Raw genomic sequence first — 25789 nt, 5'->3', positions numbered from 1 at the left:
CCTGTTTGAAAGCAAGGGAATTCTGCCTAATTTATATTAAATCAACAAAGCGTGACCGGAACTTGTAGTGCAGGTGGGAACCCACGAGCAGTAAGAAGAACACGAACAGCCAGAATTCTAACGTTAACATTGGCTTATCCCAGAACCAGCCGGTCCCTAAGAAGGATTCCCGGAAACCCGCAACGATGTAGTAGTACGGGTTAAGTTCGAGTAAGTGGATGAATGGTGTTGGGAATGATGGTGTCACGAAGTTAAACAGCACACCGGACACGTAGAACAACATCCGCATCAGGGATTGTAACAGGATATGGTAGTCCCGTACCAGCACACTGATACATGAGTTGAAGATTCCCAGAGCCACGAGTAAACAAATCATGGCAAAGAAGTAGTAGATCCACTGGAACCAGGCAACCTTAGGGTAAACCCCGTTCAACAGGCCAATAAAGATGGTGAAGACCATCATGGTCCAGAAGGAACTCAGATTGCTGACGATCTTGATCGTTGGCAGCGCGGACACGGGGAACTTCATCTTGGCCACCATGTTGACCCGTTGGTAGATACTCTTGGACCCATCCAACGTGGCCCGGTTCATGAAGAACCAAGGTGAAATTCCGATAACCATCCATGGCAGATAGCCAACCCCACTAATGGGTTGACCGTGCTTCAGACCCACACCGAAGACTAACCAGTAAATACCGATTTGAATCAACGGATATAAGTACTCCCACATTAAACCTAAGTAATGACTTTGATAACTTGCTTGATCTTCGTAGCGCGAAATCCGAAAAATGATTCCGAGACTCGAGACCTGTTCTTTGAATAAGGTCATGACCTCTTTCAAGGCACTGCACTCCTTTAAATTTTAATCGCTGGTGCTAATCTAGCAACGCAGCATAACAGTCAACGACCCGCTGTGTGGCCGCCCCATCGTTGGCGGAATTCCACCGTTGGTTAAACTGGGTTAAATCGGTTGGTGCGTCGGCTTTAATCGCTGCCGCCAACTGATCGGTCGTCTTGATGATTGACCCAGGCAACCAGTCTTCCAAGTCCGGTTGAACACCGGGATCTCGCCGGTAATCGTCCAGATCGAACAGGAAGAACAACAGACTGTGTGCGTTGGGCACCAGGCTGTAGTCAAAGGCCACTGAAGAATAATCCGTAACGACCGTTTCCGCAACGTTCAACAAGTCCGTGGTACTGATGTCCTCAGTCACCACGACCTGTTGTCCCAATTGCGCCTGCAACTTCTGCGCACTGGCTTTTAACGCCGGATGAATCTTCACGACTACCTTCGCATTGGGATCAGCGGTCAATGCCGCTGCCAATCCTGCTGGTGGCGTAAAGGTCACGCCTTCACGGTAGGTCGGGGCATACAAAATGACCCGGTGGTCCACCAATTCCGGCGCAGCTTCGGCAACCGCATCACGTGACAACTGCTGCCACTTCGGATCGGAATACCGGTCCGATCGCGGATAACCTAAGACCTGCATCCGGTCAACTGGCACCCGATAACTTCTAGCGAAGACCTGGCCCATTGCCGGCGACCCCACGACGTACTCATCGAAGTGATCGTAGACTGCTTGAAACCGCCGCCGGTCGCTGGCAGAACGCTGCGCCGTGGTAGGATCATCCCAACCAAAGCGCTTGATGGCCCCCGCCGCATGCCAGACCTGCACGATCCGCATCCGTTGGGGATGGTGCAAGCCACCGAGAAACGCGTAGTAGTTGTCACAAAACAAGACCCGCGCGCGCATGATCTGGGGAATGCCCTTTAGAACAAAGGCCAAATCATCACGAAACGGCCGCACATCAATCCCGGACCGCGCCAAACGCTGCGCCGCCCGTTCCTGTTGCGGTCGGTAAAACACGACTAACGGTCGATCGACCGGTGACGCCTGTGCCAAGGCACGAATAAACGCGAGGTTGTCGCCAAAACTCATCAGGTAAACAAAGTTACGCTGCCGGCGGCCACCACACAAGAGCGACATCAGTCGGATTAACCCTAAATAAATATCTTTCACGCTATCACCAATATCACTTATTTTCGCTGTCCATAACACCGAGAATTATACCACATCTCCGGGGGGAACCTAGAGAAATTTAAGAACCTTTAAGAAACACGTTGAAAATCCACTGGAACTTAGCGGGTGGCTTGGTGAAAAAAGCATGGAAACGTCGTGTTCTGTTGAATTGCTTTCTACCCACAATGGCTCATAGGTTAACACGATTTTTTTGCGTAAGTGTCAAATTCATGAGACCAATTCCGAAAAAATTACATTAGTAATAAGTAGCAGCCCCCGTTTGACAAAAAATACAGCGGCGAAGGCTTCTCCTTCATCGCTGTATCGATTTACCATTTCGGCTCGTAGAAGTGCCCCAACACCTTCACCGTATCGGAGATGCTGACAAAGGCGTGTGGATCAGCCTCTTCCATGGCGACTTCCAACTCGTCCATTTCATAACGCGTGATGACCGTGAACAAGATTGTCTTCTCATCGTGCCGGTAAGCCCCTTCAGCCCCGTGGACAATGGTGATTCCCCGACGCATATGGTTCTGAATACTGTCGATGACCGTCTTAGGCCGGTCGGTGATGACCATGACCTGCATCCGTTGTTGACGGGTAAACGTCATGTCGATGACCTTGGCGTTCACGAACAGTCCCAACGCGGAGTACAGCGCATATGGCCAGCCATAAACGAACCCGGCACTCAAGACGATCAAACTGTTAAAGGCAATGTTAATGGTTCCCATGCTTCGGCCAGTCTTACGCCGCAACACGATACCAATAATATCCAGCCCACCGGTCGAAATCCCATTCTTTAAGGCGAACCCCGTCCCGAAACCGTTGACCGCACCCCCGAAGATCGCACAGATAATCGGGTCACTAGTCAAATGAACGGGTTGAATAAACCGAATCATAATAGACGCGAACAGGACACAAATGAACGTAAAAACCGTAAAAGACTTACCAATTTGTTTCCAAGCCAGGACAAACATGGGAATGTTAATCAGAAACAGCCCCAGAGCCGTGGAGATATGAAACATTCCCAACCCTGCCGTCAAACTGTTAACCAACTGTGCTAACCCGGTCACACCGGAGGAGTAAATATGCCCCGGTGTCCAGAAGAAGTTCACCGCAATCGACACCAAGACTCCGTAGAAGAACGCCACGGAGAATTTCGCCGTATAGGTATGCCGTTTTAACAACTGCTGCACATCATCCATGATTTAAATACCAACCTCGCTTACTCTTTTGTCATATTTCATACTATGCTCGGCTTAGTATAGCATTTATCCCCCGCCACGGCCACGTTCCCGCGTATCTTTTAGCGAGTTCTAATGATTTTGCCAGTGCTGTTGGACAAAGTCAGCCCGGCCGCCAGCCTCTTCTTGTTCAAAACGTTCGGCATTCTTCTTATAGAACTGTTGGTGTCGTTCCTCCGCCACAAAGAACGGTTGAGCAACCTGAATCTTGGTCACAATAGGCTTATCAAACTGTTCACGGTCCTGCAAAGCTGTCTTCGAGGCTGCTGCCGTTGCCGCCTGTTCTGCGCTATTCACGAAGATTACGGGGCGGTAATTGTCGCCTCGATCTTGAAACTGACCGGCATCATCCGTAGGGTCGGTTTGTTGCCAGTACAACTCAACTAACTGTTGGTAGGTCACCTGACTAGGATCGAACCAGATTTTAACCGCCTCGGTATGCCCAGTGGTTTGGCTCTTAACCTGTTCATACGTCGGATTGGTCACGGTGCCTCCGGTATAGCCAGACAGGACCTTCACGATGCCTGGAAAGGTATCAAACGGACGGACCATACACCAAAAGCAGCCACCAGCAAACGTTGCAGTTTCAATTCTCTCACTCATCATAATCACTCCATTTTCTAATGATTCCATTAAACGGCTTTTCACGGGCGGCGTCAAGGGTTACTTACTTTTCGTCACAGCATTGATCTCATTTCGCCTTACCGGGTGGCGGAAATAGCTATCCAAATTACCTTCACATCAAATTTTTCATGGCTAAAAAGCTTGATTAACCTTGTTTTGAAGATAGCGTCACGATTAACTGATACTCAGTTAAATTGCGTTTTGTCATTTACGCGACACTTATGGAGAAAAACTAGCTTAGCCGGAGGAGGCCAAGGATGGAGCAGCTGTGACAGCGGTGTTGTCTGATGTTCTTTACCAGACTACTGCGCGGGACGAGCTTTAAGCCGGGTGCTCTTCACGGCTTAAAGTCGAGGTCAAAGACCGCGCCACAGGCTTTGACCGGTCCCCACAGCGGCGAAATCCTTGGTAGCCGCAGGCGACAGTTTTTCCGCCATCATATGTCTTCAGTAAGCAAAAAACGTCAACCGCAAATACGGCTGACGTTTCACCAGACAAAACTAGTCTTTGTCTGCGTCTGAATTTTCTTTTTTAGCGATCAACAAGTCCAAATCAAGCAATTGCTTGTCCGCAACCGTCGATGGGGCTTCGGTCATTGGTTCCGTGGCCTTCGAGTTCTTAGGGAAGGCAATCACGTCACGAATGTTGTCGCGCTTAGCCAGCAACCGGGCGAAACGATCCAACCCGATAGCCAGACCACCATGAGGCGGGAACCCGTAATCTAAGGCCTTCAGGAGGAATCCAAATTGCTTTTCGGCGCGTTCAGGCGTGAAGCCTAAGGCCTTGAGCATCTTCATCTGCAGTTCACGGGTGTGAATCCGGATGGAGCCCCCACCTAATTCCAAACCGTTCAGGATGATGTCATAACTCTGAGCGTAGGCCTTGTGTGGGTCTTCGCCGTCATTCAAGTAGTGTGCATCCCCTTCGGCAGGCATCGTGAATGGATGGTGCGCTGGAACCCAACGTTCGAGGTCGACATCGTAGTCAAACAGTGGCCAGTTGACGATCCATAAGAAGGCCCACTTGTTTTGATCGATCATGTCCTGTTCCTTGGCAATGGCTACCCGCAAGTAACCCAAGGTTTGGGCAACGACACGCTTGGAGTCAGCAGCAAACAACAAGAGGTCGCCACTCTTGGCACCAGTCTTCTCAGTGATTTGGGCGAACCAGTCGCCTTCCTTGAAGAACTTGGCAACCGGACCGCTAAAGCCGTCGTCGGTAACCTTCATCCAAGCTAAGCCCTTGGCGCCGAAGCGTTCAACGTATTGGCCGTACTTGTCGATATCCTTGCGGCTGTACTTGTCAGCACCACCAGGAACGGCGATAGCCTTGACTTGACCACCGTTAGCAACGGCGCCGGAAAATACCTTGAAGTCGGTGTTGGCCATGATGTCGGACAGGTCTTTTAATTCCATGCCGAAGCGGACATCTGGTTGGTCGGTCCCGAAACGGGCCATAGAATCGTCCCAGTCCATCCGTTCAAATGGCAGCTTAACGTCAACGTTTAACGTATCCTTCATGACCTTGGCAATCAGGCCTTCAGTCAGGTCTTGGATTTCTTCAGCAGTTAAGAAGGACGTTTCCAAGTCAATCTGGGTAAATTCAGGTTGACGGTCCCCACGCAAATCTTCGTCACGGAAGCAACGGGCGATTTGGTAGTAACGGTCGAAGCCAGACCCCATCAGTAATTGCTTAAACAATTGTGGAGATTGTGGCAAGGCGTAGAAGTGACCAGGGTAGATCCGTGAAGGTACCAGGTAATCCCGGGCCCCTTCTGGCGTTGACTTGGTCAAATCTGGTGTTTCAATGTCGATGAACCCGTTCTTGTCAAAGTAACTGTGAACGGACTGTACAATCCGGTTCCGTAACAACAGTGACTTTTGCATTTCTGGCCGCCGTAAGTCCAGGTAACGGTACTTCAGACGCAGGTCATCGGAAGCGTTAACGCCATCCTTGATTTCAAATGGCAATTCCTTAGACTTGTTCAACAGGTTGATGCCGGTAACCCGGACTTCAACCTTACCCGTATGCATGTCGGGGTTGATTTCTTTAGGTGCCCGTGCGACAACTTTTCCTTGGATCTCAATGACGTATTCGCTACGCAGTTGGTCAGCAACGGCCAAAGCGTCCTTGTCGAATTCTTCACTGAAGACCAGTTGAACGATGCCTTCGCGATCGCGGAGGTCAACGAAGATCAAGCTACCCAAGTCACGGCGCTTTTGTACCCAACCCTTTAAGACAACGGTTTGGTCGAGGTAGTCCTCGTTAACTAACCCGGCGTACGTGGTTCGTTTTAAATTCTTTTCCATTCTTATCCCCTCTTATTTTGCCGCAAACTTAGTGTTTACAACGTTTTGGAAATCTTGGTAAACGTCAGCTAACGGTACACTGACTTCTTCACCAGTCTCCATGGATTTTAAATTAGCCGTTTGGTCGGCTAACTCTTGGTTACCAATGGTTAAGGTGTACTTGGCTGCTAAGCGGTTGGCCGTCTTGAATTGGGCCTTAGGCTTGCGCGCCAAGTAGTCACGATCAGCGGTTAGACCAGCTGCACGAATGGCCTGAACCAACTTCAACGTTTCTAAGGACGTGTCGTCCCCGATACCCACGACGTAAACGTCAAGGGGGTGATCGTTAGGAATAACAACCTTTTCGGCTTGCATCAACAGAACCAGGCGTTCGACCCCGAGGCCGAAACCAACGCCGGGCATCTCTGGACCGCCGAGTTCTTCGACTAAGCCGTTGTACCGGCCACCGGCCAGCACGGTCGTGTAACCTTCGCCCAGTGCGGGTGAGTCAGCCATGATTTCGAAGATGGTGTGGTTGTAGTAATCCAACCCACGGACCATCGTGGCATCGACATCGTAGTCAATCCCCAGGGCGTCCAGACTAGCCTTGACCCGGTCGAAATGGGCCGTGGCGTCAGGCGTCAGGAAGTCCAGGATGGACGGTGCATCGGCGACAATCGCTTGATCGTGCTTGTCCTTGCTGTCCAAGACCCGCAGTGGATTCTTGTGCAGCCGAACCTTAGAGTCATCACTCAGTTCATCAAAGTGTGGTTCTAGAAAGTCGATCAGGGCTTGACGGTAAGCATCGCGGCTTTCCTTGTCACCCAGCGTGTTCAACGCCAAGCGCAAGTGTTTCAAGCCCAATTTGCCCAGCAGGTTCATCCCTAAGGCAATGACTTCAACGTCTAATTCTGGCGCGTCACTCCCAAAGGCTTCCACCCCAATCTGATGGAATTGCCGTTGCCGACCAGATTGTGGCCGTTCGTAACGGAACATAGGCCCCATGTAGTAGACCTTGTAAGGCTTGTTGGTCTCTGGACCATAAAGCTTGTTTTCAACGAAGGCCCGCACAACACCGGCAGTCCCTTCTGGCCGCAAGGATAAGTGACGATCCCCCTTGTCCTTGAAGTCGTACATTTCCTTGGTCACGATGTCGGAGGTATCCCCGGAAGTCCGTGAAAAGACTTCGAAGTTTTCAAACATCGGTGTCCGAATTTCTTCGAAGCGGTAATTAGCAAACAACTGACGCGCGGTGGCTTCGACGAATTGCCAGGTCTGTGAATCGCCTGGTAGAATGTCGGCCGTTCCCTTTGGTCGTTGATAACGCATGAGCATTCTCCCTTTCTACGCCTGCAACGAATTTTTATGTTAGTGGTATCCATCCGCCTCTCGGGCAGTTCTGGAGATACTGGAACGTAGTGGGCACGACCTGAAGCCCCACAAAGCCTGAGTCTTCAAGCGCGGCCTTTACCTAATCCGAGAAGTTCCCTCGAATAAGGTAAACGACACCACTGAGCATCTCCAGGACCACCCTCCCGGCTGACGCTTGCCACCAACGACATGTACAATAAATTTCAACGCGTTAGTGACAAGCATAGCTATAAGAGCATAAAAAGCGCCCCTGTCAATTGACAAGGGCGCAGGTATGCACGGTACCACCTTTTTAAAGTTCTCTGCAGGATAACGTTGCAAACGAATGACGACGAGCGTCATTAGCCTCAAAAGTGTCTTCAGGGTCACACCGTTGACCGCTCCCAGCAACGCGGTCTCTCTAGTAACGGGCTTTCTCCTACTAATCTTTCTCATTGGCAATCTATTTTATTCTTCCTAAGCTTACTGAAACTACCGTGAAAAGTCAAGGCGTCCCCTCACAAAGTTTAAGAGTTATGAAAACCATTCGTGGTATAATTAAACCTAATTTGATGAAGGAGAATTCAGCATGCATTTTAAACCACGCAACTGGCCGGGAATCATTACCGCGCTAGTTATCCTCTTAGTTGCCGGGGGGCTGCTCTTCAGCTTCACCCGCAACAATTCCGTCACCGCCACCGTCAGTAATCTCAACCTGCGCAACGGCCCCGGCCTGACCTATAAAACAACTTATAAAATCAAACGCAACAGTCGCCTGACCATCCTGGGCGAAAAGAACAACTGGTACCACGTCCGCGACAGTCAGAATCACTTTGGCTGGGTTGCCAGCTGGCTGGTTGATCATCCGGGAAACCTCAAAAAAGCGACCAGCCTGTCAGAAGCCACGGTCGTTTTGGACCCTGGTCACGGTGGCAGCGACTCCGGCGCCCTGTCAATCGATCAGAAGCATGACGAGAAGACCTACACATTGGCCCTGGCCAAACAGGTTGCTAAGCAGCTTCGTGCGCGTGGCACACATGTCATTATGACTCGTGACAACGATAAATCGGTCAGTCTCGCCAACCGACCTAGTCTCGCTAACACTAATCAGGCGAGTGCCTTCATTAGTTTTCACTTCGACTCTTCCCCAACCAATAACCTGGCTTCGGGGACGACAACCTACTATTACCATCGCGACACGTCCTACAAACTAGCCGAGGCGATCAACGATCAAATGGGTGACTTACCCCTAACCAACCGCGGCATCAAGTACGGAAACTTCGAGGTCATTCGCGACAATAGTCGGCCATCCCTTCTATTAGAGATGGGGTACATCAATACCAAGCAGGATTTCAAATATATTCACAGCACCACGTACCAAAAACAGGTTGCGACCCGAGTCGTCAGGGGGCTCAGCGCCTACTTCAGTTCTCAGTCCTAGTCATTTAGAAAGAAGATCTTACCATGCAACTTACGTCGGAATGGCTAAACCAATTGCCGTTACCGCAAATCCAAGCCGCTCACCCCGTTTCTGGTGGGGACATCAATGAAGCTTTTCAACTAGATACCGCCGAAGGGCCATACTTTCTTCTGGTTCAGCCGGGTAAACCCGTCAGCTTTTACGCCCACGAGGTTGCCGGACTGAAGGCACTGAGCCAAGCCGCTAATGCACCAGAGGTCATCGCCACTGGTGAGATTGGCTCCGATGCCTACCTCGTGTTGGAATTTCTGGAGACTGGTCACGGGAGCCAGTACGAACTGGGCCAAACAGTTGCCCGGGTCCACCACGTCACCGCCAAGCAGTTTGGCTTCGCCGACAGCAATCTCGTCAGCAAGTTGCCTAAGAATAACACCTGGCAAGACGACTGGACGACCTTCTACCTGAAACAACGACTCGACCCACTTGTGCAGCGTGCTCAGACGCATCATCTCTGGAATGCATCCCGCCAAGCCGCATACGACCATGTACGGCAGGCCATTATCACGGAGAACCAAGGCCGGCAGATTCAGCCATCGCTGTTGCACGGCGATCTCTGGGCTGGTAACTATCTGTTCACGGCGGAGGGTGTGCCAACGTTGATTGACCCGGACGTCCTCTACGGCGACCGCGAATTCGATTTGGCCATGACTACCATCTTCGGCGGTTTTACGGCCGACTTCTACCGCGGTTATCAGGATCTTTATCCACTAACGACTGGCTACACCGAACGCTTGCCCCATTACCAACTCTATTACCTACTGGCTCACCTGAATCTTTTCGGTGAGACTTACGGCGAGGCCGTCGACCAGACGTTGGCTCGGGGATAGATTCTTCTAATTTAATGTGAATTTCAAAAGCGCAGACTGCCCGAGCAAGGCAATCTGCGCTTTCATTTGTAATTGGCGTATTATCAGCTTCTTGCATATAGCAAGATGCCAATTTAGATTGATTTCATTGTACAACTAGATGCATTTACCATCAGACTATATCGGCGAAAAATTGTTTCTCAATCGCACCAATACCCTAAAATTCAGCCCGAATTTCCGCTAAATAGTTTGTAATAGACAATAAGCTATCTATTGGTAATTCATCGGTCTATTTTTCGGTCATCCACGCCTGCAAATCGGCCATTCGGGTCACGCGAATCTCCGGCTGGCTCTCGTCCACAATCAAATGTTCCGGATCGAACAACGCTCCTGCCATCCCGGCACGATGACCGGCCGCCACATCCAGGTTACGATCGCCAATCATGATGGCCGCGTGTGGGTCGACTGAATATTGTTGGCAGAGTGCCAACAGACTGGTGGGGTCTGGTTTCCGCGGATAATCGTCATCCTTCGTCACATAACCGCTAAAATACTGATCCAAGTGTAACGTCGTCAGCCGATCCAAGGCCCGCCGGTTACGATGGGTTAATAAGAAGTTCCGGCCGCCGCTGGCCACAACGGTTGCCAATAACTCGGCTACCCCAGGAAAAGCCACAGTCTCATTCAGCAGTGGCACTGCAAGCTGTTCATAGATCTTGGATAGTCGGTCACGGTCCACTTGATACTCCGCGGTAAAGCGCTGATAAGCCGTACCCAAACTGTGCTGACGCATTGCCCGGTAGATATCTTCGCTGTCGATTTCAAAATCATTCACGCCACAAGCGACCAACGCCTCACCAAAGGCCTTGACCATCCCCGGATAGGTATCGACTAAGGTGCCATCAAAATCCCAAAATACTTGCTGATAACGCATGTTGTTTCCTCCCGAAAAAACGAGCCCGAACGCTTACCGCCCAGACCCGCTCTGCTAATTTATTTGTGATCCGTGTCAAACCAAATCGTAACGGGGCCATCGTTGACCAAGGCCACCTGCATGTCGGCGCCAAAGACGCCCGTTGCGACCTTGATGCCTTCAGCCGCCAACTTTGCGTTGAGTTCTTCATACAATTTTTTCGCATGAGTTGGTTCGCCAGCCGCCGTAAAACTCGGGCGGTTGCCCTTTTTGGTACTTGCATATAACGTGAATTGGGAGACGGATAGAATCTGGCCATCAACATCGGCCAAACTCAGATTCATCTTACCCGTGTCGTCCTCAAAGACCCGCAACTTACTGATCTTATGGACGAGGTAGTCGACCTCTTCACTGGTATCGCTGTCCTGAGCACCCACCAGCAGGCAGAATCCCTGCTGGATGGCCCCGTGAACTTGACCGTCGATGGTGACGGATGCCTCGCTTACTTTTTGGAGTAATACTCGCATGGTGACCCTGCCTTTCTGTCTTATGTAATCGGCTGAGGTTCGCTCGCTTCGGGGCGACCTGGCCGAAACGTGAAAAAAAGGGCAGCCGATTCCGCTTAACCCCGATAAGCCAAGAATACAAGCCCGGTATTCTCAGCTTATCGACGTTAATGCTCGTCAGCTAACCGCCTTTTTTCTCACTTTTTCTTTAATGAAACGCCCGCTTAACCACGTAGACGTCCGGAATATTTTTAATGTTATCGAGAATCCGTTGCAGTTCAAACTGGTTTCGTGTCCCCACGCTGACCGAGATAACAGCCATCCGGTTGTGATCGACCTTGCCGTTGATGGACGTCAGGTACTTGGTGTTGTTGTTGATGGTCCGCAATACATCGTTCAGCAAGCCATTACGGTTGTAGCCCTGGACTTCGATGTCGGCATTGTAGTTGGTCTTATCGCCAGCCATATCGCCCCAGCGAACCGCCACGATCCGTTCACCGTTTTTCTCGGCTTGCTTCACGTTCGGACAATCCTTCCGGTGCACGGAAACCCCACGACCTTTGGTAATGTATCCGACAATATCGTCGCCTGGAACCGGTGAACAGCAGTGACTCAGCCGAATCAACAGGTTGTCGACCCCTTCGATCACGACGCCATCAGAATCCTTACCCTTTCGATCCTTCTTATCAGCGTCTGGATCGTTCTTAATGGTTTGGTGTTCCTCCAGCAACTCGCGTTCTTCCTGGCGCTGCCGTTCGTCCTCCTCGGCCTTACGTACGCCCTCAGTCAGCCGGTTGGCCACACCGCGCGGTTGGATATCACCGAACCCAATGGCTGCCAATAAATCATCGGCGTGCTGGTAGTGCATCTTAGCCGTGACCTTTTCCAAGTTTTCCTTGTTCATCAAGGCCTTGGGTTCGTAGCCGAGTTCGCGAATCGTCCGTTCCACGGCATCCTGCCCCGCCACGATATTCTGTTCACGGTCAGTCTGACGGAAGAACTGTTTGATCTTGTTCCGTGCTCGCCGCGTCGAAACTAGCTTGAGCCAGTCACGACTGGGTCCGGCAGAACTCGAAGACGTCCGAATATCAACGATGTCCCCGTTCTTAATCTCGTAGTTCAATGGGACAATCTTACCGTTGATCGTCGCTCCGGTCGTGTGGTGCCCGACCTCGGTGTGAATGGCGTAGGCCATATCCAACGGACCGGCACCCTTAGGCAATTCAAGCACGTCGCCCTTAGGGGTAAACGCGTAAACGTGGTCCCCAAAGAGTTCCCCCTTGACGCTATCCATGAAGTCGGAAGCATCATCAGTATCTTCCTGTAATTCAATGATGTGCTTAAAGATATTGAGCTTATCTCCGGAATTGGTCTCTTGGACCTTGTCCTTGACACCTTCCTTGTAAGCCCAGTGCGCAGCGACCCCGTATTCAGCGACCGCGTGCATTTCTTTCGTCCGAATCTGGACTTCCAGTGGCTTGCCTTCGGGACCGATCACCGTGGTATGCAGAGATTGGTACATGTTGGCCTTGGGCATCGCGATGTAATCCTTAAACCGGCCGGGCATTGGCTTCCACTGTGAGTGGATGGCTCCCAGCACGGCATAACAATCCTTAATGGTATCGACGATGACTCGGATCGCCAACAGGTCGTAGATTTGGCTAAACTGTTTATGCTGGTCCTTCATCTTGCGGTAGACCGAGTAGATATGCTTGGGACGACCATAGATTTCGGGCTGTAACTTCAGATCCTGAATAGAGGATTGGATGACCTTGATGGCCCCCGCAATGTACTGTTCCCGTTGATCCCGCCGTGAATTCATCAGGTGAACGATTCGGTAATACTGTTGGGGATTCAAGTAACGGAGCGAAATGTCTTCCAGCTCCCACTTGATAGTGCTAATCCCTAACCGATCGGCCAGCGGTGCATAAATTTCCAACGTTTCATTAGCGATTCGGCGTTGCTTATCGGGCCGCAGGTGTTGCAGTGTCCGCATATTATGCAGGCGATCGGCTAATTTGACAATCATGACCCGGATATCCTTGGACATCGCGAGCAGCAGCTTTCGGTGATTTTCAGCCAATTGCTCGCGGTTAGACTTGTATTTTATCTTCCCAAGCTTCGTCACGCCGTCCACAATCAAAGCCACGTCGTCACCGAAAAGTTCCCGCACGTCACTCAACGACACACCGGTATCCTCCACGATATCGTGCAGGAAACCAGCGGAGACCGTTTCGGGATCCATGTTCAGATCAGCCAGGATTCCCGCCACTTGAATGGGGTGCATAATGTAGGGTTCACCAGATTGGCGATGCTGGTCCTTGTGGGCAACTGTTGCGAAATGACAGGCTTTGACCACCCTCTCAACGTGTTGCGCATTCATATATTTACCGACTCTGGCAATTACTTCTTCAGCCGTCCAGACGCGTTCTTTGGTCATATTGGACGCCACCACCCTTAGTTATAAATTATGATTCGATTGCTTGCTTCGTTTCCGTTAAACCATAGCCCAGATAAGCTAGGCACAGATAGACCACCGCGAAGGACCACGTGTACTGAGGTAAGAATAGATAGGACCCCAGTAAGTAGACCAGTGGCCAAATAACGAGCCACCAGCCGGGTTGAGTCCGGCGATAGATTCGTCGTCCCAGTGCCACGGCCAAGCCACCATTGACAATGACCAGTAATCCCGCAAAGCGCCAGACTGGACTGATTCCCAACCAACTCAACACTGCAGGAACGATCATTCCCATCACCAGACCAACCGCCCAGTAACGCCAACCCACTCTCTCCAAAAACGCCATCCACATTCACCCAATTCTCTCTTATAATTGGAACCATTTTAGCATGTTTTCACGGAGATTTCATTAAATCATCTCGGTTGTTGAAGTTCCATCACCATCGAAACGGCTGAAAGCAGGTATAATGGAGCAGTTTCCGTTCGTAAAATTCGGGGGCCTAGACCAACTAGTGTCGTCTGAGCGGCCTGGGATGCAGCCACCTCGGCTGGACTAATACCGCCTTCAGGACCAAAGATGGTCAACAGGCTCTGTCCCGGTGTAATGGCCTGTAGTTGTTGATTTAAGGCACTCTGTTCACCCTGCTTGGCTGATTCTTCATAGGCCATTAAGCGCACGTCTACGGGCTCCTGAAGGACCGCTGCGAGGTTCTGAGCATAGCTCACGACCGGTCGCCGTAACCGATGAGATTGTTCAGCCGCACCGTGGGCAATCTTAGTGAGTCGTTTTATTTTTTTATCAACTTTATTCCCCTGCCACTTGGCAACGGACCAGTCACCACCGAAGAAGATGATTCGATCGACCCCAAGCTCGGTCGCTTTCTGGGTAATCCACTCGGCCTTCTCCTGTTTAGGCAGCCCACAAGCAATCGTCACGTGAACCGGTAATTCCACTTTCGGCGTGGGAACAGCCGTCAACGTTACGGTTGCCGCCTCAGTGGTCGTCTGCGTCAGTTCGCCGTAGAAAAGATGGGCCTGGGTATCGACAAATTCTGCCGTGGCACCGACCTCAGCCCGCAGAACCGTCACCCAGTGATGGGCAATTGTCTCGGGTAAGGCCACGCGATCGCCGGTCTGATGGCTGTCATCTAAGAAATACCGTTGCATGCCTATTCATCCTCCGTTGGTTTGTGCGCGATCACACCACGCCAGTCCTTCATCTGCAAAATGTTATCAATGATGAAGCCCTGTTTTTCTTGCGCAGCAACCACTTCATCTAATTTGTCAGCAATGATGCCCGACGTCAGGAAGTAACCACCATCGGTCAAGTTTTCCCACGCTTGTGGCACTAAAGGTAGGATGATCTCAGCTAAAATGTTCGCCACAACCAGGTTAACCGGCTGGTGAATGCCCTTCAGTAAGTCGTTAGGCTTAGCCACAACGTCCTTAGCTACCGGGTTCAAATCCAGGTTGGTCTTGGCGGAACGAACGGCCACCTCATCGAGGTCAAACGCCGTAATGTCCTTAACCCCCATGTATTTGGCCGCGATACTCAGCACACCGGAGCCCGTTCCCACATCGTACATGGATTCGCCACCACGAACGACCATTTCCAGGGCGGTCATCGAGAGCCGCGTCGTTGGATGGGTCCCCGTCCCAAAGGCCATGCCGGGATCGAGGCGAATGACGCTCTCACCAGCTTGAACAGGTTGATAGTTCTCCCAACTGGGGGTAACCGTCAAATAGCGCGTCACGCGGACTGGATGGTAGTACTTCTGCCAGGCAGTTGCCCAGCTCACATCGTCAACAGCCTTGGTCGTCACCGTCCCTGGCTGGGGATCGAGGCCAAACTGACTGAGTTCGTTGACCCGCTGCTTGATAGTTGGCAGAATTTCGGGAACAAAGACCGTCTCGGGATAGTACGCGGTGATCAGCGCGCCCGTGGTCCGATGGGGAATCGTCTTGAGGTCCACGATTTCACCAAACTTACCGGCCTTTAAGTTAGCGTAGTCGGCGGCATCATCGATTTTGACCCCGCTGGCACCGGCTTCTTGCAAGATGTTGCTGACCGCTTCAACGGCCTCGTTCGTGGTTAAAACACTGACTTCGGTCCATTCCATGAATTATTTCCTCCTTAATCTATGTAAAAAAAGAGCCGGGACAACAACCTTGTCACCAGCTCACCGCTAAACATTTAAGAAATTGACGAAGACGGCCGCCTAGACCTTCTCGGTTTTCGACGGGTGGTCAGCGTTTTTTTGCTTTCGCTGGGCAAGACGTGTTTCGAGATAGTCCAACATGTCCGCCTCATTTTGGAATACGCGGGGATGCTTCTGTTTATGCAGGCGCAAATCAATCTCGTTAATTCGCTGACGCCCGGTCCACGTATGCCCATAACGAATGATTACCCGGTTATTGAGCGAATCTTTTCCGAATTTGAAGACGTAGACGCTCTCTGGCGCCATCAACGGCCGAATATACGATTTTTCATAACGGTAGTTGTTCTGCCGCAAAAACTCTTTGGTTCGACTCAGCATGGTAATCACCTCCTATACAATGACAATCAGCACGATTCCTAGCTTTCAGGGCCGTTTAGACTGCCTTACCATTTTAAAATGTATCAATAATTGATAATAGTTGATTTTACGCCAGAATGCAAGTAAAAAGTTCACCCACCACAACTTTTGTGAAGCTTGATTTCAGATAAGTCTTCACCGCTTTGTAAACACTTACATTATACTATTTTTTGCGTTTTATTGAAACCTTAAATCGGCCGAAATGCCCGTATTAAGGCATCTTTAAAAATCTGTAGTCTTTGTTCCCATTACTTAGCGTGAAATTGTAGGAGATTTTTAGACTATTGAAGTTGACAATCTCAAACGCCCCTTACTATTTCCACCGAAGTAAAAGTATCGGTAAAGCCAGCGAAAAACCTCTCCGCCGCGTTTCGGTTGCAATTTATCAATAAATCGTTAAAAATAGAGGGTAAACGAAGCGGCGCCGAGTCGCGAGGGAGGAAATTATTTTGATAAAGGAATTTAAAGAGTTTATTGCCCGCGGCAACGTGATGGACCTGGCCGTTGGGGTTATTGTTGGGGCTGCCTTCACGGCCATCGTTAATTCGCTGGTGGAAAATCTGATCAACCCCCTCCTGGGAATCTTCATCGGGAGCATTGACTTTTCAGATTTGGTCCTAACGGTCGGCAAGGCCCATTTCCGCTACGGGGCATTCATCAACTCCGTCATCAATTTCTTAATTATCGCGTTCGTGGTCTTCCTACTGATCAAGCTATTGAATAAGCTGCTACCAAAACCAGCCGAAGAAACGACTGAACCGGAACCAACCGGCGAGGAAAAATACCTGAAGGAAATCGTCGAGTTGCTGAAGAAAGATGAAAAGTAACCGTTTAATACCGTAACAATGTGGGTCGTCCTAGTGGCGACCTTTTTATTTTCCCTGTACGGAATTAAAACTAAATTCAACTTGGTCGGCCCCAAACTTAACAAAAAGCCTAGGTTTCGCTTGAAATCCGCCAACTGACCTCATAGAATTAGAGGGAACGTTTTAACATAACTTCACCCTAGCAGCGGCTGAAGCCGCTATGTTAGGAATTTCAATCTACATAAAGGAGTGGCTCATCATTTTTCTCACACTTATTTGGCTAGCCGCCTGTGCTGGCGGTGGCTACTGGGCGTTTACCCACCATCGTAAATGGCTGGTGGCCCTCAGCACTGTGCTCTTTGTCTTTGGCGGACTGGTCGCGCTGGGTGCCAGCCAGCCCACGGTCCAAACGAAGACGGTCAAGGTCGGCACACAGCGTTTGACCGCTGCCCAGAGCGAGTCCCGCCAGCTGGCTGCCTCGTCCAGCCGTCAGGCCAAGGCCTTTGCCGTGGTCGACAGTCAGGTGGCCGATTCCGAGTCAGCTAGCGAGTCCCGTGCGGATAGCGCTAGCGAAGCAGTTGCCAGCTCGAAGGCGAGTGCACGATCCGTGTCCAAGGCTGAAGCACAGGCCGCCAAGCAAGCTGCCGCTGCAGCCAGTAGTCAAGCGACCCAGACGAGCCGTGCCAGCCACAAGCAAGGCGATCTTGATACCAACAAGGCGAAGAAAATCGTTGGTAATCGCAATTCTAAAATTTACCATACCCCCGACCAAGCCGGCTACCACATGAACAGTAGCAATGCCGTTTATTTCAGTACGGAAGCCCAGGCCAAGGCGGCGGGCTATAGAAAGGCGCTGCGCTAATGAAAAAATTAATTACACTCACCGCCAGTCTATTGGCCATTCTCGGAATTGGCCTCAGTGGCTGCGGTCAGCAAAAATCGACCGCCAAGTCGGCTAGCTCCAGTACCAAGGTTATGTACGACCACGGTCCACAGAAGAAAGCCAGCAGTTTGGAGCGGGCTAATTCCACTGAAAAGGCCCGGCTGGATAAACGCCAATCCAAGCTCAACAGTCAGCAGGCCAGTCTCAAGGCAGCCAACAAAGCCGCTGCCCACAAGTCAACGACCTCTGCGCCAGCGACGACTAAATCATCCGGAGTCAACCTTTCTAGTCTGACCTACAGCGGGCAACAGGAAATTACCGTCAACCAGAATAAACCTGGATTCAGCCGGGCCGAACTGTCCACGAAGAATGGTGCCTGGGCAACCTATCACAACCTGGACAGCTTGAACCGGGTCACCGGTGCAGCCGCCCTTCTGAATCAGTCGCTGATGCCTAGCGCTAAACGAGAAACACTGACGGTCGATCCAACGGGTTGGCATAACAAGCGAACCAGCCACGGATGGCTCTATAACCGTAGCCACTTGATCGGCTATCAATTTACCGGGCAAAATAACAATCCTAAGAATCTGATGACGGGAACCCGAACGCTGAACAGTCCCTGCATGCTCCACAACGAAATGGACGTGGCAACCTACCTCAAGGAGAGCAAGAGCCACTACGTTCGCTACGCAGTGACACCAATCTTCAAGGGTAATGAGCTCGTCGCTCGAGGGGTGCAGATGCGTGCCCAGTCCATTGGCTCCAACGCGGTTCATTTTAACGTTTATATTTTCAATGTCGAACCCGGTTATACCATTGATTACACCATTGGATATAGTCGTGTAAGTTAATGGCTTCGACCGCGGGTACGATTAATTTGCAAGTTTGCTTACCATTCTTGGAGATAATGCTATACTATTTGAGGGATACGGTTTCGTAATCAATCTGATTTGCATCGACAAATCGGCATTACATAAATTATGAAACGACAAGAGGATGAGCATATGAGAAATGAGAAAATTGAACTTACCAAGACTGATTGGCAACGCGCTCAAACGGCCGTCTTCAATGAATACGACCGCTTCGTCAAGCAATTACACGTTGAGGGCGTCGACTATACGATTCTACTAGCACGACGGATTGTGATCTATCAAGATTTGATTGAAGAGTGGAAGCATCAGCTACCAACGTTGATCACGGACTTGGAAGACAATTCACAGGCGCTCACCGTCTTCGATGATCTCGCCAACGATGGACAGAGTCATCTGCTCAAACGTTGTGCGAAGAAGATGGAAGCGTGGCCGGACTACATCCCCTCTCAACTCACGATTTGGTTGGAGCTGGCAGAGGATGCCGAACGGGAATAGGACAGCTAAAAGCGCGTAAGACCAGTGGCCCTACGCGCTTTCTTAATTGGCAACAACGGTGGACTCTTCAGGCGTCCAGGTAATGAGATCCAGGTGCACCAGTCGCGACAGGTAAAACGATAACTCGGCGGTGGTAATCCCCAGTTTTTCACGAAGCGCCTTGACCGTCATGGGTTGTTCTGGTGCAACGGCAATGTCTAGCAGTGTTTCAATCAACGCAATTTCCGTTGCATCCAGATGATCAATGACCTGATTCAACCGCCGACTGAAGGCGTGAACGCCATTCTTAAATTCAAATTCCATCAATTTCATCTCCCCCAAGATTAATTACCCCAAAATAGCTTAGCCTTAGCTTATCACGGCGGTAACTAATTGGAGCTGTGAAGCGCTGACTATGATAGCGTGATTGACCAACCAACTGATAATAATGATAAAGGAGACGATGCATCATGGATACACTGATCAAGACAATTCTAGCTAAGGTTGCCAAGCTCCCGGCCAAGCGCAACTTGATGTACGATGTCGAGGGTTTCACCGAGGAAGAAGTGGCAACTATTCAGGAAAAACTGGCCGCCCACGATGACCTCCACGTGGAATTGACCGGGACAAAACGGCACCCGGTATTGGAGATTCATCCGCAAGCTTAGGCGTTTGCTGCATTTAGCAATTAGGCCTAGGCAGCGGCCTCTAAAACGGCTACACTGAAGGTAGCCACGAAGGGGGTCTCTGCATGATTCGGAAAACAACTAAGTGTTTGAATATTATTTCAATTATCTTGCACCTCATTGCAATCTGTGTGCTATTACGGACGCTCCACGATGAACGTGCAGAAGATTAATCATGAATGATAGAAGGGACGCCACTCGCCATGAGTAGCGTCCCTCTTTGTTTACACCCGACTGCCATAGTCGAGCAATTCAAGCTGACTGAACTTTTCCAGACGATGTTCAACTTCCTCGGCCGACAACTGAATGCCCCCATTGGGAATCACACAGTCATTGGTCCAGGACCACTGCGTAATCTGATCGAGCAACTGAATGTCCCCATCGTCTAAATCATCGATCACCACTGCCAACCGGTCAATAAAGGCCGTGGCACCCCCGTGAAACCGAAATGCTAATCCTTTCGTCATTGGAAACTCCCCCTTGATGATACGTTGTCTAGTATGCTTGTAGGTTACCATTGTTGTTCGGAAAACGGCTATAAGTCGACTTGTCTGGGCAGGCCAGTTTATGAACGAAACAAAACTATTTCGTGCTATATTCAGGCAAAGCGTTAAATAACTGCCATAACAGTCAGTAACATCCCCAATATTTAGAATATTTATACAAATATCACTTTTAATTATCCAAATCCCGTAGTATTCTTAATATTGTCGTATTTTTTGCCAACCTTAAATCCTCTATTTTTGAATCTAAACCTGCTAATGCTTAAACTTTAAATTACCTGAGGCCCCGATTTACTAGCAATATTTTCGTCCAAATACCGAAGACCTTAAAAGCTGTATACATATAACTGGAGGATTTTTCATGACTGACAAGCCTAAAATGTACTGTATTCACTGTGGCAAGGAGATTCCTGCTGGGGTCAGATTCTGCCCATTCTGTGGCACGGAACAAACCAATGTTTCAAACATGGCTACTGAGACGACACCCGTCGAAACTGACCACCGCAACGCGCCGCACTCTGACAAGCCAGATAAACCTAATATGCTAACAGCGCTCAAGCTAAGTATGCGCGATCTTTTCACCATCTCCAAACGACTAGACCGAGCTGACTTTTGGTGGCTATACCTGGACATCTTTATTATCGGCGTGATCTTAAACCTTTGTTTATCTCCCGTTCTGAAACAAATGGCCTACTCTGCCAACATTATCTGGCCAGTAATTCTATTCTTACTAGCAATCATCTACGCGCTCACGACTATTGGTCTATTCACTGCTGAGATTCGGCGACTTCACGATACAAATCGGTCAGGCCATTTTCTATGGTTGCTTTTGATTCCTATCGTTGGTTCGATCGTGGTCATCGTTCTCCTCGCGCAAAAGTCTAACGCTGCCGGGACCCGTTTCGAATCAGCAACGCCCCACAAACCCTGGGTCAAGCAATGGTGGACCTGGGTTATTCTGGCCCTTGTGACGATTGTCCTTACGATTACCTTTGGCTACTCGGCCCAGGTTATTGCTGACAGTGAGTTATCGTCATACAATGACACGACTAGTACCAGCAGTAATTCGGAAGATTCCTCAACGAGTGATGATACTGACACCGATAGCGATTCTGATTCCACCAGCACTGATTCAATTGACTTAGATGATTCCACTATTGATATTGCTGATAAGCAAAGCTACTCACTGAATTATTCTGAAACTTGGTCTGAATCAACATTTAGCATCGACAAGGTCACGGTTTACCAAACTGATGGCGAGTATTCTGAAGGGAGCGGTCACGATAAGACTTCCTTCAATGGCATTGTCAAAGTCCATATGGCCATCGATGCTGGTCGCGATATTGACGCCTACCCCACGCAAGCCACGCTCAGTACCAGTAATGGCCAACAAGTCGATGCCGACATGTCCGATAGTGATGACTTCGATGGTGAATTAGACTCCGGGACGCAAACGGATGGTAATATTTACTTCTTACTGCCGAAGCTGGACGACGTGTCTGACTTAACCAGTATTCGTTTGAAATGGTCAGCAGATTACGATACTGACGACATGGATGACGATGATGCTTACAAAGATTTTGATGCGACTTTACAATTGAACCAGTAATAACGATATCGTTTTATGAACAGTAACCAGCTTTCACAAATAGCCCGCAAGGATGCCTTCTAACATCTTTGCGGGCTATTTGATTGCAATCGAATCATGAGTGCTTATTCTTTGCTGACAATATTCTAAAAACCGACGCCTCCGGAACATGCTTTAACAATACCGTTTCACCATCAATCTGACTTTCTAGATCGTATGAATGACATTTCCCCAGCATTTCAAGCGACCCACCGAAATCGGCATTCCAGATACGGCCTTCAAGAATCTTACCGTTAAAATCAAAAATAACATTATCACCTACATGATATTTCATGGGGCCTAGATTACTTTTCATTATTACACTTCCACTCTTAAAAATAATTATAACTATCATTGATATCTCTGATAGATAGTACCGCTATTTTACAACAGACCATCTAATGACGATCTTCTTTCAATTGCCGATAAACCGCCATCTTTTGGTGGATAAAAACATACTAAAGCAAGCGATACAAAAAATGTGGAAGAAGGAATTTGAAATGTCACATCCTAACAAAAAAATTGATAACGTTCAGGAATGGCTTGGCGTCCCCTATGGTACTGCTGACCGGTTCCAAAAAGCTCAAATGGTCCCATTCGAAGCCAATCAAGACTATAGTCAAAGCGGCCCAGCATCGGTGCAATTTACAGATCCCGCCTTTTTAACTTCCGACAAAGGTGAAAGCGAAGACTGCTTAAATCTTAACATCTGGGCGCCAGACAATGTTCAAGAAAAACTGCCAGTTGTCGTGTATATCCACGGAGGCGGTTGGACTTATGGCGCTAACTCTCAAGACACGTCGGATTTATCCGGCTTAGTCGCTAGTGGTAAGGTAATCGGCGTCTCCATTAATTACCGGTTAGGAGCACTTGGTTGGCTTGAATTATCCTAATATGGTGGGAAGTTTAAAGATGCCAGCAACTTAGGCTTGCAAGACATCATCCTCGCCCTAAAATGGATTCACCAATACATTGGATTATTCGGCGGTGACGCCAACCAAGTGACGCTTACGGGCCACAGTGCTGGTTCATTCTCACTGTTAACGCTTTTGGCTGTGCCTGAAGCTGACGGATTATATAAGAGACTAGCTGCGTTTTCTGGCTATGCCGCTCGCTATATCCCAGCTTGGTGGGCCGAAGAACTGGCAGATAAAGTTTTAAAAACATTAGACTTAACGTCACCAGACCAATTATTAACGGTTGATGCCAAGTCACTGACAAATGCCGTTAATCAAGTTTTACCGACCGACGTTTTGAAACGTGGTAATTTAAATACACTTTCAATTGGCATTGTTGAAGATGAATTTCTGCCAAATGGCGTTTTAAAGGCTAATCCTGCTGACGTTATTAAAAGCGGTAGCCATAAAGATGTGGACTTAATCATCACCTCAACAATGGCTGAAGCAAGCTGGTATGCAGCTCACATGCCAGATAATATTGATCCCAAAACAATCGAAGCCGTAATTGATGAAATGGTTTACGATTGCCATATTCCCCGTAAACAGGCTGAGGCCATCGCCCTACATTGTGGCGCTGGCAAGGATTCACCCCTTAATGTCAGGACCCGCTTCTTTACAGATTATAATTTTACCTTACCTGCTATTCGAGAAGCCCATGATCATGCTCAAGCTGGTGGACGCGTATATCAGCTGAGCGTTGGCCCAGCCGAAGGTTCCCCCGCCTATCTTGGGACCGACATGTATGGGATTGTCGGTCAAGCCGCACCCGATGCTAGTCAAGAACAACTCGATCGTGATGCCTTTATCAGTCAAGCATTGCTTAACTTTGCGACTGATCAGCATGAAAAGCTATGGTCACCAACGAAGGTCGACCAAATAATTATCAAAGATATTGGTCAACGGCCTTATAACGGCGTTGAACATGCTAAAACAGTGCTCCAGCTATTTAAGGGTATCTCTCGTCCATAATTAATATTCATAAGAGGGTGCTTATAGCACCCTTTTTATTTGGCCAAAATCGGTTTTAAGAGAGAAGAATAAATTTTGACAGAGAAGTTTTCGTTTTTTTCAAGGGATATCATTTGCGTCATGTTGGCAACATTCTTTTATCAATTTAGTATTCAGGCCGTTAACCCCCTGATGAATGGCTATGCCCGTAATTTAGGGATTAATAGTACTTTCGCTGGTATCATTGTGGGTGCGATGAGTATCACTTCAATGTTATTAAGACCTTTTGCTGGAAATTTAACCGATCAAGTTTCTAAATATCGTCTAGCATTAGTCTGTGTGCAGTTAGCGACTTGGGCTACCTGTTTGCTGCCGACGTGTCTTGGCTAATAACTTTTAGAATCGTCAATGGCTTGGGCTTCGTCCTATGTACCATTTGTCTAGCAACCTGGATGGCCTTTCTAGTTCCGCGACAACATCTTGGGGCGGCGATGGGGTACTACGGATTATTAAACGCGCTTGCCATGGCGATTGCTCCCGCCCTAGCGATTGGCATCTATCAACTTCTCGGATACAAATTCGTTATCATGCTGGCAGTTTTGAGTTCAATAGCCATGGTCGTTGTCATCCAATTCATCCATAACCATGCGAAACCTTCAATCGAATTAAAAGAAGATCGCCACTTTAAGATTATTCAACGAGACGCACTACCGGTAGCACTAATTTTTTCGCTGCTGTCCATTCCCTACTTTGTGACCCAAGCTGACATTGTCATGTACGTTCAAGAACGGCATTTGAATATTACCGTAAGTCTCTTCTTTTTATGCTACTCACTGGCTTTGATTGTCATTCGAATTCTATTAAAAGATTATTTTGATACGATTTCGTTTGGCATTTGGTTTTCTATCTGCATAATCGCAACAATAGGTTACATCATCCTATTAACTATAATGCAGAACAACTTCGAAATGATCTTGGCGGCTGGATTAATGGCGGTCGGTTTTGGCGTTATGGTTTCTGTTTCCCAATCAACTGCCCTCTTATTGGCACCCATGAAAGAACAGGGACTTGCTAACGCGACTTACTATTTGGGCAGCGATATTGGGATGTCTCTTGGACCCATCATTGGTGGCATTCTACCCACTATTTTTCCACTCAAGTTCTTTTATCCAGTGATGCTGCTGATCATTCCTTTAACAGCAATTATTTATCTATGTTATCGTCGTAAGCTTAATGCTGCGGTACAGTACAATTAAAAATGTATTACTTTAAAATTGATCGTCATGAGATATCAAAAGCCTCAACTACTAAATTTCACATCTAGTGGTTGAGGTTTTTGAGTTGTTTAAAATGCAGTAACTACTGACCGAACGATGGCCTGTTTACTCTCTTGTCAGGACAAAGAAATATAAACATCAAAGAATTCTTTTTAAACCACTATTCCCGAACCAATCGAAGCAACGTCACTCGCATCGTAATGGATCTTAATTCTCAGTATCAGTTAATTATTCACGAAATACTTCCTAATATCATTATTGTCGCCGATAATTTTCATTTAGTTCAATTTTTTTCTGGTTTTATAGAAGGTATCATTCATAAGATCAAGTAAATAAAGCGTACTGCTTATGGTTATCAAAATTAGATAAACCTCAGTTATCGCACCCAGATCGAATTCAAAATCAGAATACGGAAAAGAGGTCCAACTCGAAAGTGAATTGAGCCTCTGCAAATCCCTTCATCAACACCCCATCAGAAAGCTTCAATT

At 48.8% G+C, this 25789-nt stretch carries 26 protein-coding genes and 2 pseudogenes; 12 read left to right on the top strand and 16 right to left on the bottom strand.

Going from position 1 to position 25789, the window contains the following annotated elements:
• Positions 1–31 precede the first annotated feature (31 nt).
• The 6 genes from FD07_RS02450 to hisS form a co-directional block, all read right to left on the bottom strand.
• Positions 32–841 carry an ABC transporter permease gene (locus FD07_RS02450; protein WP_020088537.1) on the bottom strand — a complete coding sequence of 270 codons (810 nt, stop codon included), beginning with the start codon at positions 839–841 and terminating at the stop codon, positions 32–34.
• 34 nt (positions 842–875) lie between these two features.
• A complete protein-coding gene (locus tag FD07_RS02445; protein WP_020088538.1) occupies positions 876–1988 on the bottom strand; it encodes a CDP-glycerol glycerophosphotransferase family protein in 1113 nt (370 codons plus the stop codon).
• 362 nt (positions 1989–2350) lie between these two features.
• Positions 2351–3226, bottom strand: a complete 876-nt coding sequence (locus FD07_RS02440) for a YitT family protein (protein WP_020088539.1) — start codon at positions 3224–3226, stop codon at positions 2351–2353.
• 111 nt (positions 3227–3337) lie between these two features.
• The gene (gene msrA / locus FD07_RS02435) at positions 3338–3868 is read right to left on the bottom strand and encodes a peptide-methionine (S)-S-oxide reductase MsrA (protein WP_020088540.1); all 531 of its coding nucleotides are present in this window, start codon (positions 3866–3868) and stop codon (positions 3338–3340) included.
• 521 nt (positions 3869–4389) lie between these two features.
• Complete coding sequence (gene aspS, locus FD07_RS02430) at positions 4390–6198, bottom strand: aspartate--tRNA ligase (protein WP_020088541.1); 1809 nt, start codon at positions 6196–6198, stop codon at positions 4390–4392.
• A gap of 12 nt (positions 6199–6210) precedes the next feature.
• Complete coding sequence (gene hisS, locus FD07_RS02425; RefSeq protein ID WP_020088542.1) at positions 6211–7506, bottom strand: histidine--tRNA ligase; 1296 nt, start codon at positions 7504–7506, stop codon at positions 6211–6213.
• A gap of 610 nt (positions 7507–8116) precedes the next feature.
• Between hisS and FD07_RS02415 the strand changes: the two genes are divergently transcribed.
• Positions 8117–8968, top strand: a complete 852-nt coding sequence (locus FD07_RS02415) for an N-acetylmuramoyl-L-alanine amidase (RefSeq protein WP_020088544.1) — start codon at positions 8117–8119, stop codon at positions 8966–8968.
• 23 nt (positions 8969–8991) lie between these two features.
• On the top strand, positions 8992–9834 hold the full coding sequence (locus FD07_RS02410; protein ID WP_020088545.1) for a fructosamine kinase family protein: 843 nt from the start codon (positions 8992–8994) through the stop codon (positions 9832–9834).
• A 268-nt stretch (positions 9835–10102) separates the two neighbouring features.
• Here FD07_RS02410 and FD07_RS02405 read toward each other — a convergent pair whose 3' ends face one another.
• From FD07_RS02405 to FD07_RS02375, 7 genes are all read right to left on the bottom strand, one after another.
• Positions 10103–10747, bottom strand: a complete 645-nt coding sequence (locus FD07_RS02405) for an HAD-IA family hydrolase (RefSeq protein ID WP_020088546.1) — start codon at positions 10745–10747, stop codon at positions 10103–10105.
• Between the two features lie 59 nt (positions 10748–10806).
• A complete protein-coding gene (dtd, locus tag FD07_RS02400) occupies positions 10807–11253 on the bottom strand; it encodes a D-aminoacyl-tRNA deacylase (protein WP_020088547.1) in 447 nt (148 codons plus the stop codon).
• A 187-nt stretch (positions 11254–11440) separates the two neighbouring features.
• Positions 11441–13672 (bottom strand): RelA/SpoT family protein, encoded by a 2232-nt coding sequence (locus FD07_RS02395; RefSeq protein WP_020088548.1) that lies wholly within the window; start codon positions 13670–13672, stop codon positions 11441–11443.
• A 28-nt stretch (positions 13673–13700) separates the two neighbouring features.
• A complete protein-coding gene (locus FD07_RS02390; RefSeq protein ID WP_027825895.1) occupies positions 13701–14036 on the bottom strand; it encodes a hypothetical protein in 336 nt (111 codons plus the stop codon).
• A gap of 68 nt (positions 14037–14104) precedes the next feature.
• Complete coding sequence (locus tag FD07_RS02385) at positions 14105–14857, bottom strand: 16S rRNA (uracil(1498)-N(3))-methyltransferase (protein ID WP_020088550.1); 753 nt, start codon at positions 14855–14857, stop codon at positions 14105–14107.
• A 2-nt stretch (positions 14858–14859) separates the two neighbouring features.
• On the bottom strand, positions 14860–15810 hold the full coding sequence (gene prmA, locus FD07_RS02380; RefSeq protein ID WP_020088551.1) for a 50S ribosomal protein L11 methyltransferase: 951 nt from the start codon (positions 15808–15810) through the stop codon (positions 14860–14862).
• A 99-nt stretch (positions 15811–15909) separates the two neighbouring features.
• Entirely contained in the window at positions 15910–16227 is a 318-nt protein-coding gene (locus tag FD07_RS02375; protein WP_020088552.1) for a hypothetical protein, read from the bottom strand.
• 488 nt (positions 16228–16715) lie between these two features.
• Between FD07_RS02375 and mscL the strand changes: the two genes are divergently transcribed.
• From mscL to FD07_RS02355, 4 genes are all read left to right on the top strand, one after another.
• The gene (gene mscL, locus FD07_RS02370; protein ID WP_020088553.1) at positions 16716–17093 is read left to right on the top strand and encodes a large-conductance mechanosensitive channel protein MscL; all 378 of its coding nucleotides are present in this window, start codon (positions 16716–16718) and stop codon (positions 17091–17093) included.
• Positions 17094–17292: 199 nt separating this feature from the next.
• Positions 17293–17934, top strand: a complete 642-nt coding sequence (locus FD07_RS02365) for a sunset domain-containing protein (RefSeq protein ID WP_155823026.1) — start codon at positions 17293–17295, stop codon at positions 17932–17934.
• Complete coding sequence (locus FD07_RS02360) at positions 17934–18806, top strand: DNA/RNA non-specific endonuclease (protein WP_020088555.1); 873 nt, start codon at positions 17934–17936, stop codon at positions 18804–18806. The genes FD07_RS02365 and FD07_RS02360 overlap by 1 nt, the downstream gene beginning before the upstream one ends.
• Positions 18807–18959: 153 nt before the next feature.
• On the top strand, positions 18960–19322 hold the full coding sequence (locus FD07_RS02355; protein WP_020088556.1) for a hypothetical protein: 363 nt from the start codon (positions 18960–18962) through the stop codon (positions 19320–19322).
• A 42-nt stretch (positions 19323–19364) separates the two neighbouring features.
• Here FD07_RS02355 and FD07_RS02350 read toward each other — a convergent pair whose 3' ends face one another.
• Entirely contained in the window at positions 19365–19625 is a 261-nt protein-coding gene (locus FD07_RS02350) for a hypothetical protein (protein ID WP_020088557.1), read from the bottom strand.
• A gap of 146 nt (positions 19626–19771) precedes the next feature.
• Between FD07_RS02350 and FD07_RS02345 the strand changes: the two genes are divergently transcribed.
• Positions 19772–19969, top strand: a complete 198-nt coding sequence (locus FD07_RS02345) for a hypothetical protein (protein ID WP_020088558.1) — start codon at positions 19772–19774, stop codon at positions 19967–19969.
• Positions 19970–20211: 242 nt separating this feature from the next.
• Here the strand turns inward: FD07_RS02345 and FD07_RS02340 are convergent, their stop codons facing one another.
• Positions 20212–20454: a hypothetical protein gene (locus FD07_RS02340; RefSeq protein ID WP_020088560.1), complete on the bottom strand. Its 243-nt coding sequence runs from the start codon at positions 20452–20454 to the stop codon at positions 20212–20214.
• Positions 20455–20851: 397 nt separating this feature from the next.
• Here FD07_RS02340 and FD07_RS02335 point away from each other — a divergent pair, with 397 nt between their 5' ends.
• On the top strand, positions 20852–22099 hold the full coding sequence (locus FD07_RS02335) for a DUF805 domain-containing protein (RefSeq protein WP_020088561.1): 1248 nt from the start codon (positions 20852–20854) through the stop codon (positions 22097–22099).
• Between the two features lie 94 nt (positions 22100–22193).
• Here FD07_RS02335 and FD07_RS12520 read toward each other — a convergent pair whose 3' ends face one another.
• Positions 22194–22433 carry a hypothetical protein gene (locus FD07_RS12520; protein ID WP_020088562.1) on the bottom strand — a complete coding sequence of 80 codons (240 nt, stop codon included), beginning with the start codon at positions 22431–22433 and terminating at the stop codon, positions 22194–22196.
• Positions 22434–22518: 85 nt separating this feature from the next.
• Between FD07_RS12520 and FD07_RS02320 the strand changes: the two are divergent.
• From FD07_RS02320 to FD07_RS12080, 4 genes and pseudogenes are all read left to right on the top strand, one after another.
• A pseudogene (locus FD07_RS02320) lies at positions 22519–24045 on the top strand (carboxylesterase family protein).
• 120 nt (positions 24046–24165) lie between these two features.
• A pseudogene (locus FD07_RS12790) lies at positions 24166–24911 on the top strand (MFS transporter); the annotation flags it as partial.
• A gap of 63 nt (positions 24912–24974) precedes the next feature.
• Positions 24975–25280, top strand: a complete 306-nt coding sequence (locus tag FD07_RS12785) for an MFS transporter (RefSeq protein ID WP_409347366.1) — start codon at positions 24975–24977, stop codon at positions 25278–25280.
• A 134-nt stretch (positions 25281–25414) separates the two neighbouring features.
• Complete coding sequence (locus FD07_RS12080; RefSeq protein ID WP_162254215.1) at positions 25415–25633, top strand: transposase; 219 nt, start codon at positions 25415–25417, stop codon at positions 25631–25633.
• Positions 25634–25789: the final 156 nt, after the last annotated feature.

Origin of the sequence: Levilactobacillus parabrevis ATCC 53295 (assembly GCF_001434055.1) — a bacterium.
Lineage (GTDB): Bacteria > Bacillota > Bacilli > Lactobacillales > Lactobacillaceae > Levilactobacillus > Levilactobacillus parabrevis.
This window is presented reverse-complemented; position numbering and strand designations above follow the sequence as displayed.

Coding starts and splice junctions, on each gene's coding strand:
- FD07_RS12520 (WP_020088562.1), bottom strand. CDS start 22,433: ATGAAAAGTAATCTAGGCCCCATGAAATATCATGTAGGTGATAATGTT.
- aspS (WP_020088541.1), bottom strand. CDS start 6,198: ATGGAAAAGAATTTAAAACGAACCACGTACGCCGGGTTAGTTAACGAG.
- FD07_RS02390 (WP_027825895.1), bottom strand. CDS start 14,036: ATGGCGTTTTTGGAGAGAGTGGGTTGGCGTTACTGGGCGGTTGGTCTG.
- FD07_RS02375 (WP_020088552.1), bottom strand. CDS start 16,227: ATGCTGAGTCGAACCAAAGAGTTTTTGCGGCAGAACAACTACCGTTAT.
- FD07_RS02340 (WP_020088560.1), bottom strand. CDS start 20,454: ATGACGAAAGGATTAGCATTTCGGTTTCACGGGGGTGCCACGGCCTTT.
- msrA (WP_020088540.1), bottom strand. CDS start 3,868: ATGAGTGAGAGAATTGAAACTGCAACGTTTGCTGGTGGCTGCTTTTGG.
- FD07_RS02405 (WP_020088546.1), bottom strand. CDS start 10,747: ATGCGTTATCAGCAAGTATTTTGGGATTTTGATGGCACCTTAGTCGAT.
- FD07_RS02415 (WP_020088544.1), top strand. CDS start 8,117: ATGCATTTTAAACCACGCAACTGGCCGGGAATCATTACCGCGCTAGTT.
- FD07_RS02365 (WP_155823026.1), top strand. CDS start 17,293: ATGTTAGGAATTTCAATCTACATAAAGGAGTGGCTCATCATTTTTCTC.
- FD07_RS02335 (WP_020088561.1), top strand. CDS start 20,852: ATGACTGACAAGCCTAAAATGTACTGTATTCACTGTGGCAAGGAGATT.
- FD07_RS02360 (WP_020088555.1), top strand. CDS start 17,934: ATGAAAAAATTAATTACACTCACCGCCAGTCTATTGGCCATTCTCGGA.
- hisS (WP_020088542.1), bottom strand. CDS start 7,506: ATGCGTTATCAACGACCAAAGGGAACGGCCGACATTCTACCAGGCGAT.
- FD07_RS02445 (WP_020088538.1), bottom strand. CDS start 1,988: ATGTCGCTCTTGTGTGGTGGCCGCCGGCAGCGTAACTTTGTTTACCTG.
- FD07_RS02410 (WP_020088545.1), top strand. CDS start 8,992: ATGCAACTTACGTCGGAATGGCTAAACCAATTGCCGTTACCGCAAATC.
- FD07_RS02355 (WP_020088556.1), top strand. CDS start 18,960: ATGAGAAATGAGAAAATTGAACTTACCAAGACTGATTGGCAACGCGCT.
- FD07_RS02440 (WP_020088539.1), bottom strand. CDS start 3,226: ATGGATGATGTGCAGCAGTTGTTAAAACGGCATACCTATACGGCGAAA.
- dtd (WP_020088547.1), bottom strand. CDS start 11,253: ATGCGAGTATTACTCCAAAAAGTAAGCGAGGCATCCGTCACCATCGAC.
- FD07_RS02350 (WP_020088557.1), bottom strand. CDS start 19,625: ATGGAATTTGAATTTAAGAATGGCGTTCACGCCTTCAGTCGGCGGTTG.
- prmA (WP_020088551.1), bottom strand. CDS start 15,810: ATGGAATGGACCGAAGTCAGTGTTTTAACCACGAACGAGGCCGTTGAA.
- FD07_RS12785 (WP_409347366.1), top strand. CDS start 24,975: ATGCAGAACAACTTCGAAATGATCTTGGCGGCTGGATTAATGGCGGTC.
- FD07_RS02345 (WP_020088558.1), top strand. CDS start 19,772: ATGGATACACTGATCAAGACAATTCTAGCTAAGGTTGCCAAGCTCCCG.
- FD07_RS02385 (WP_020088550.1), bottom strand. CDS start 14,857: ATGCAACGGTATTTCTTAGATGACAGCCATCAGACCGGCGATCGCGTG.
- FD07_RS02395 (WP_020088548.1), bottom strand. CDS start 13,672: ATGACCAAAGAACGCGTCTGGACGGCTGAAGAAGTAATTGCCAGAGTC.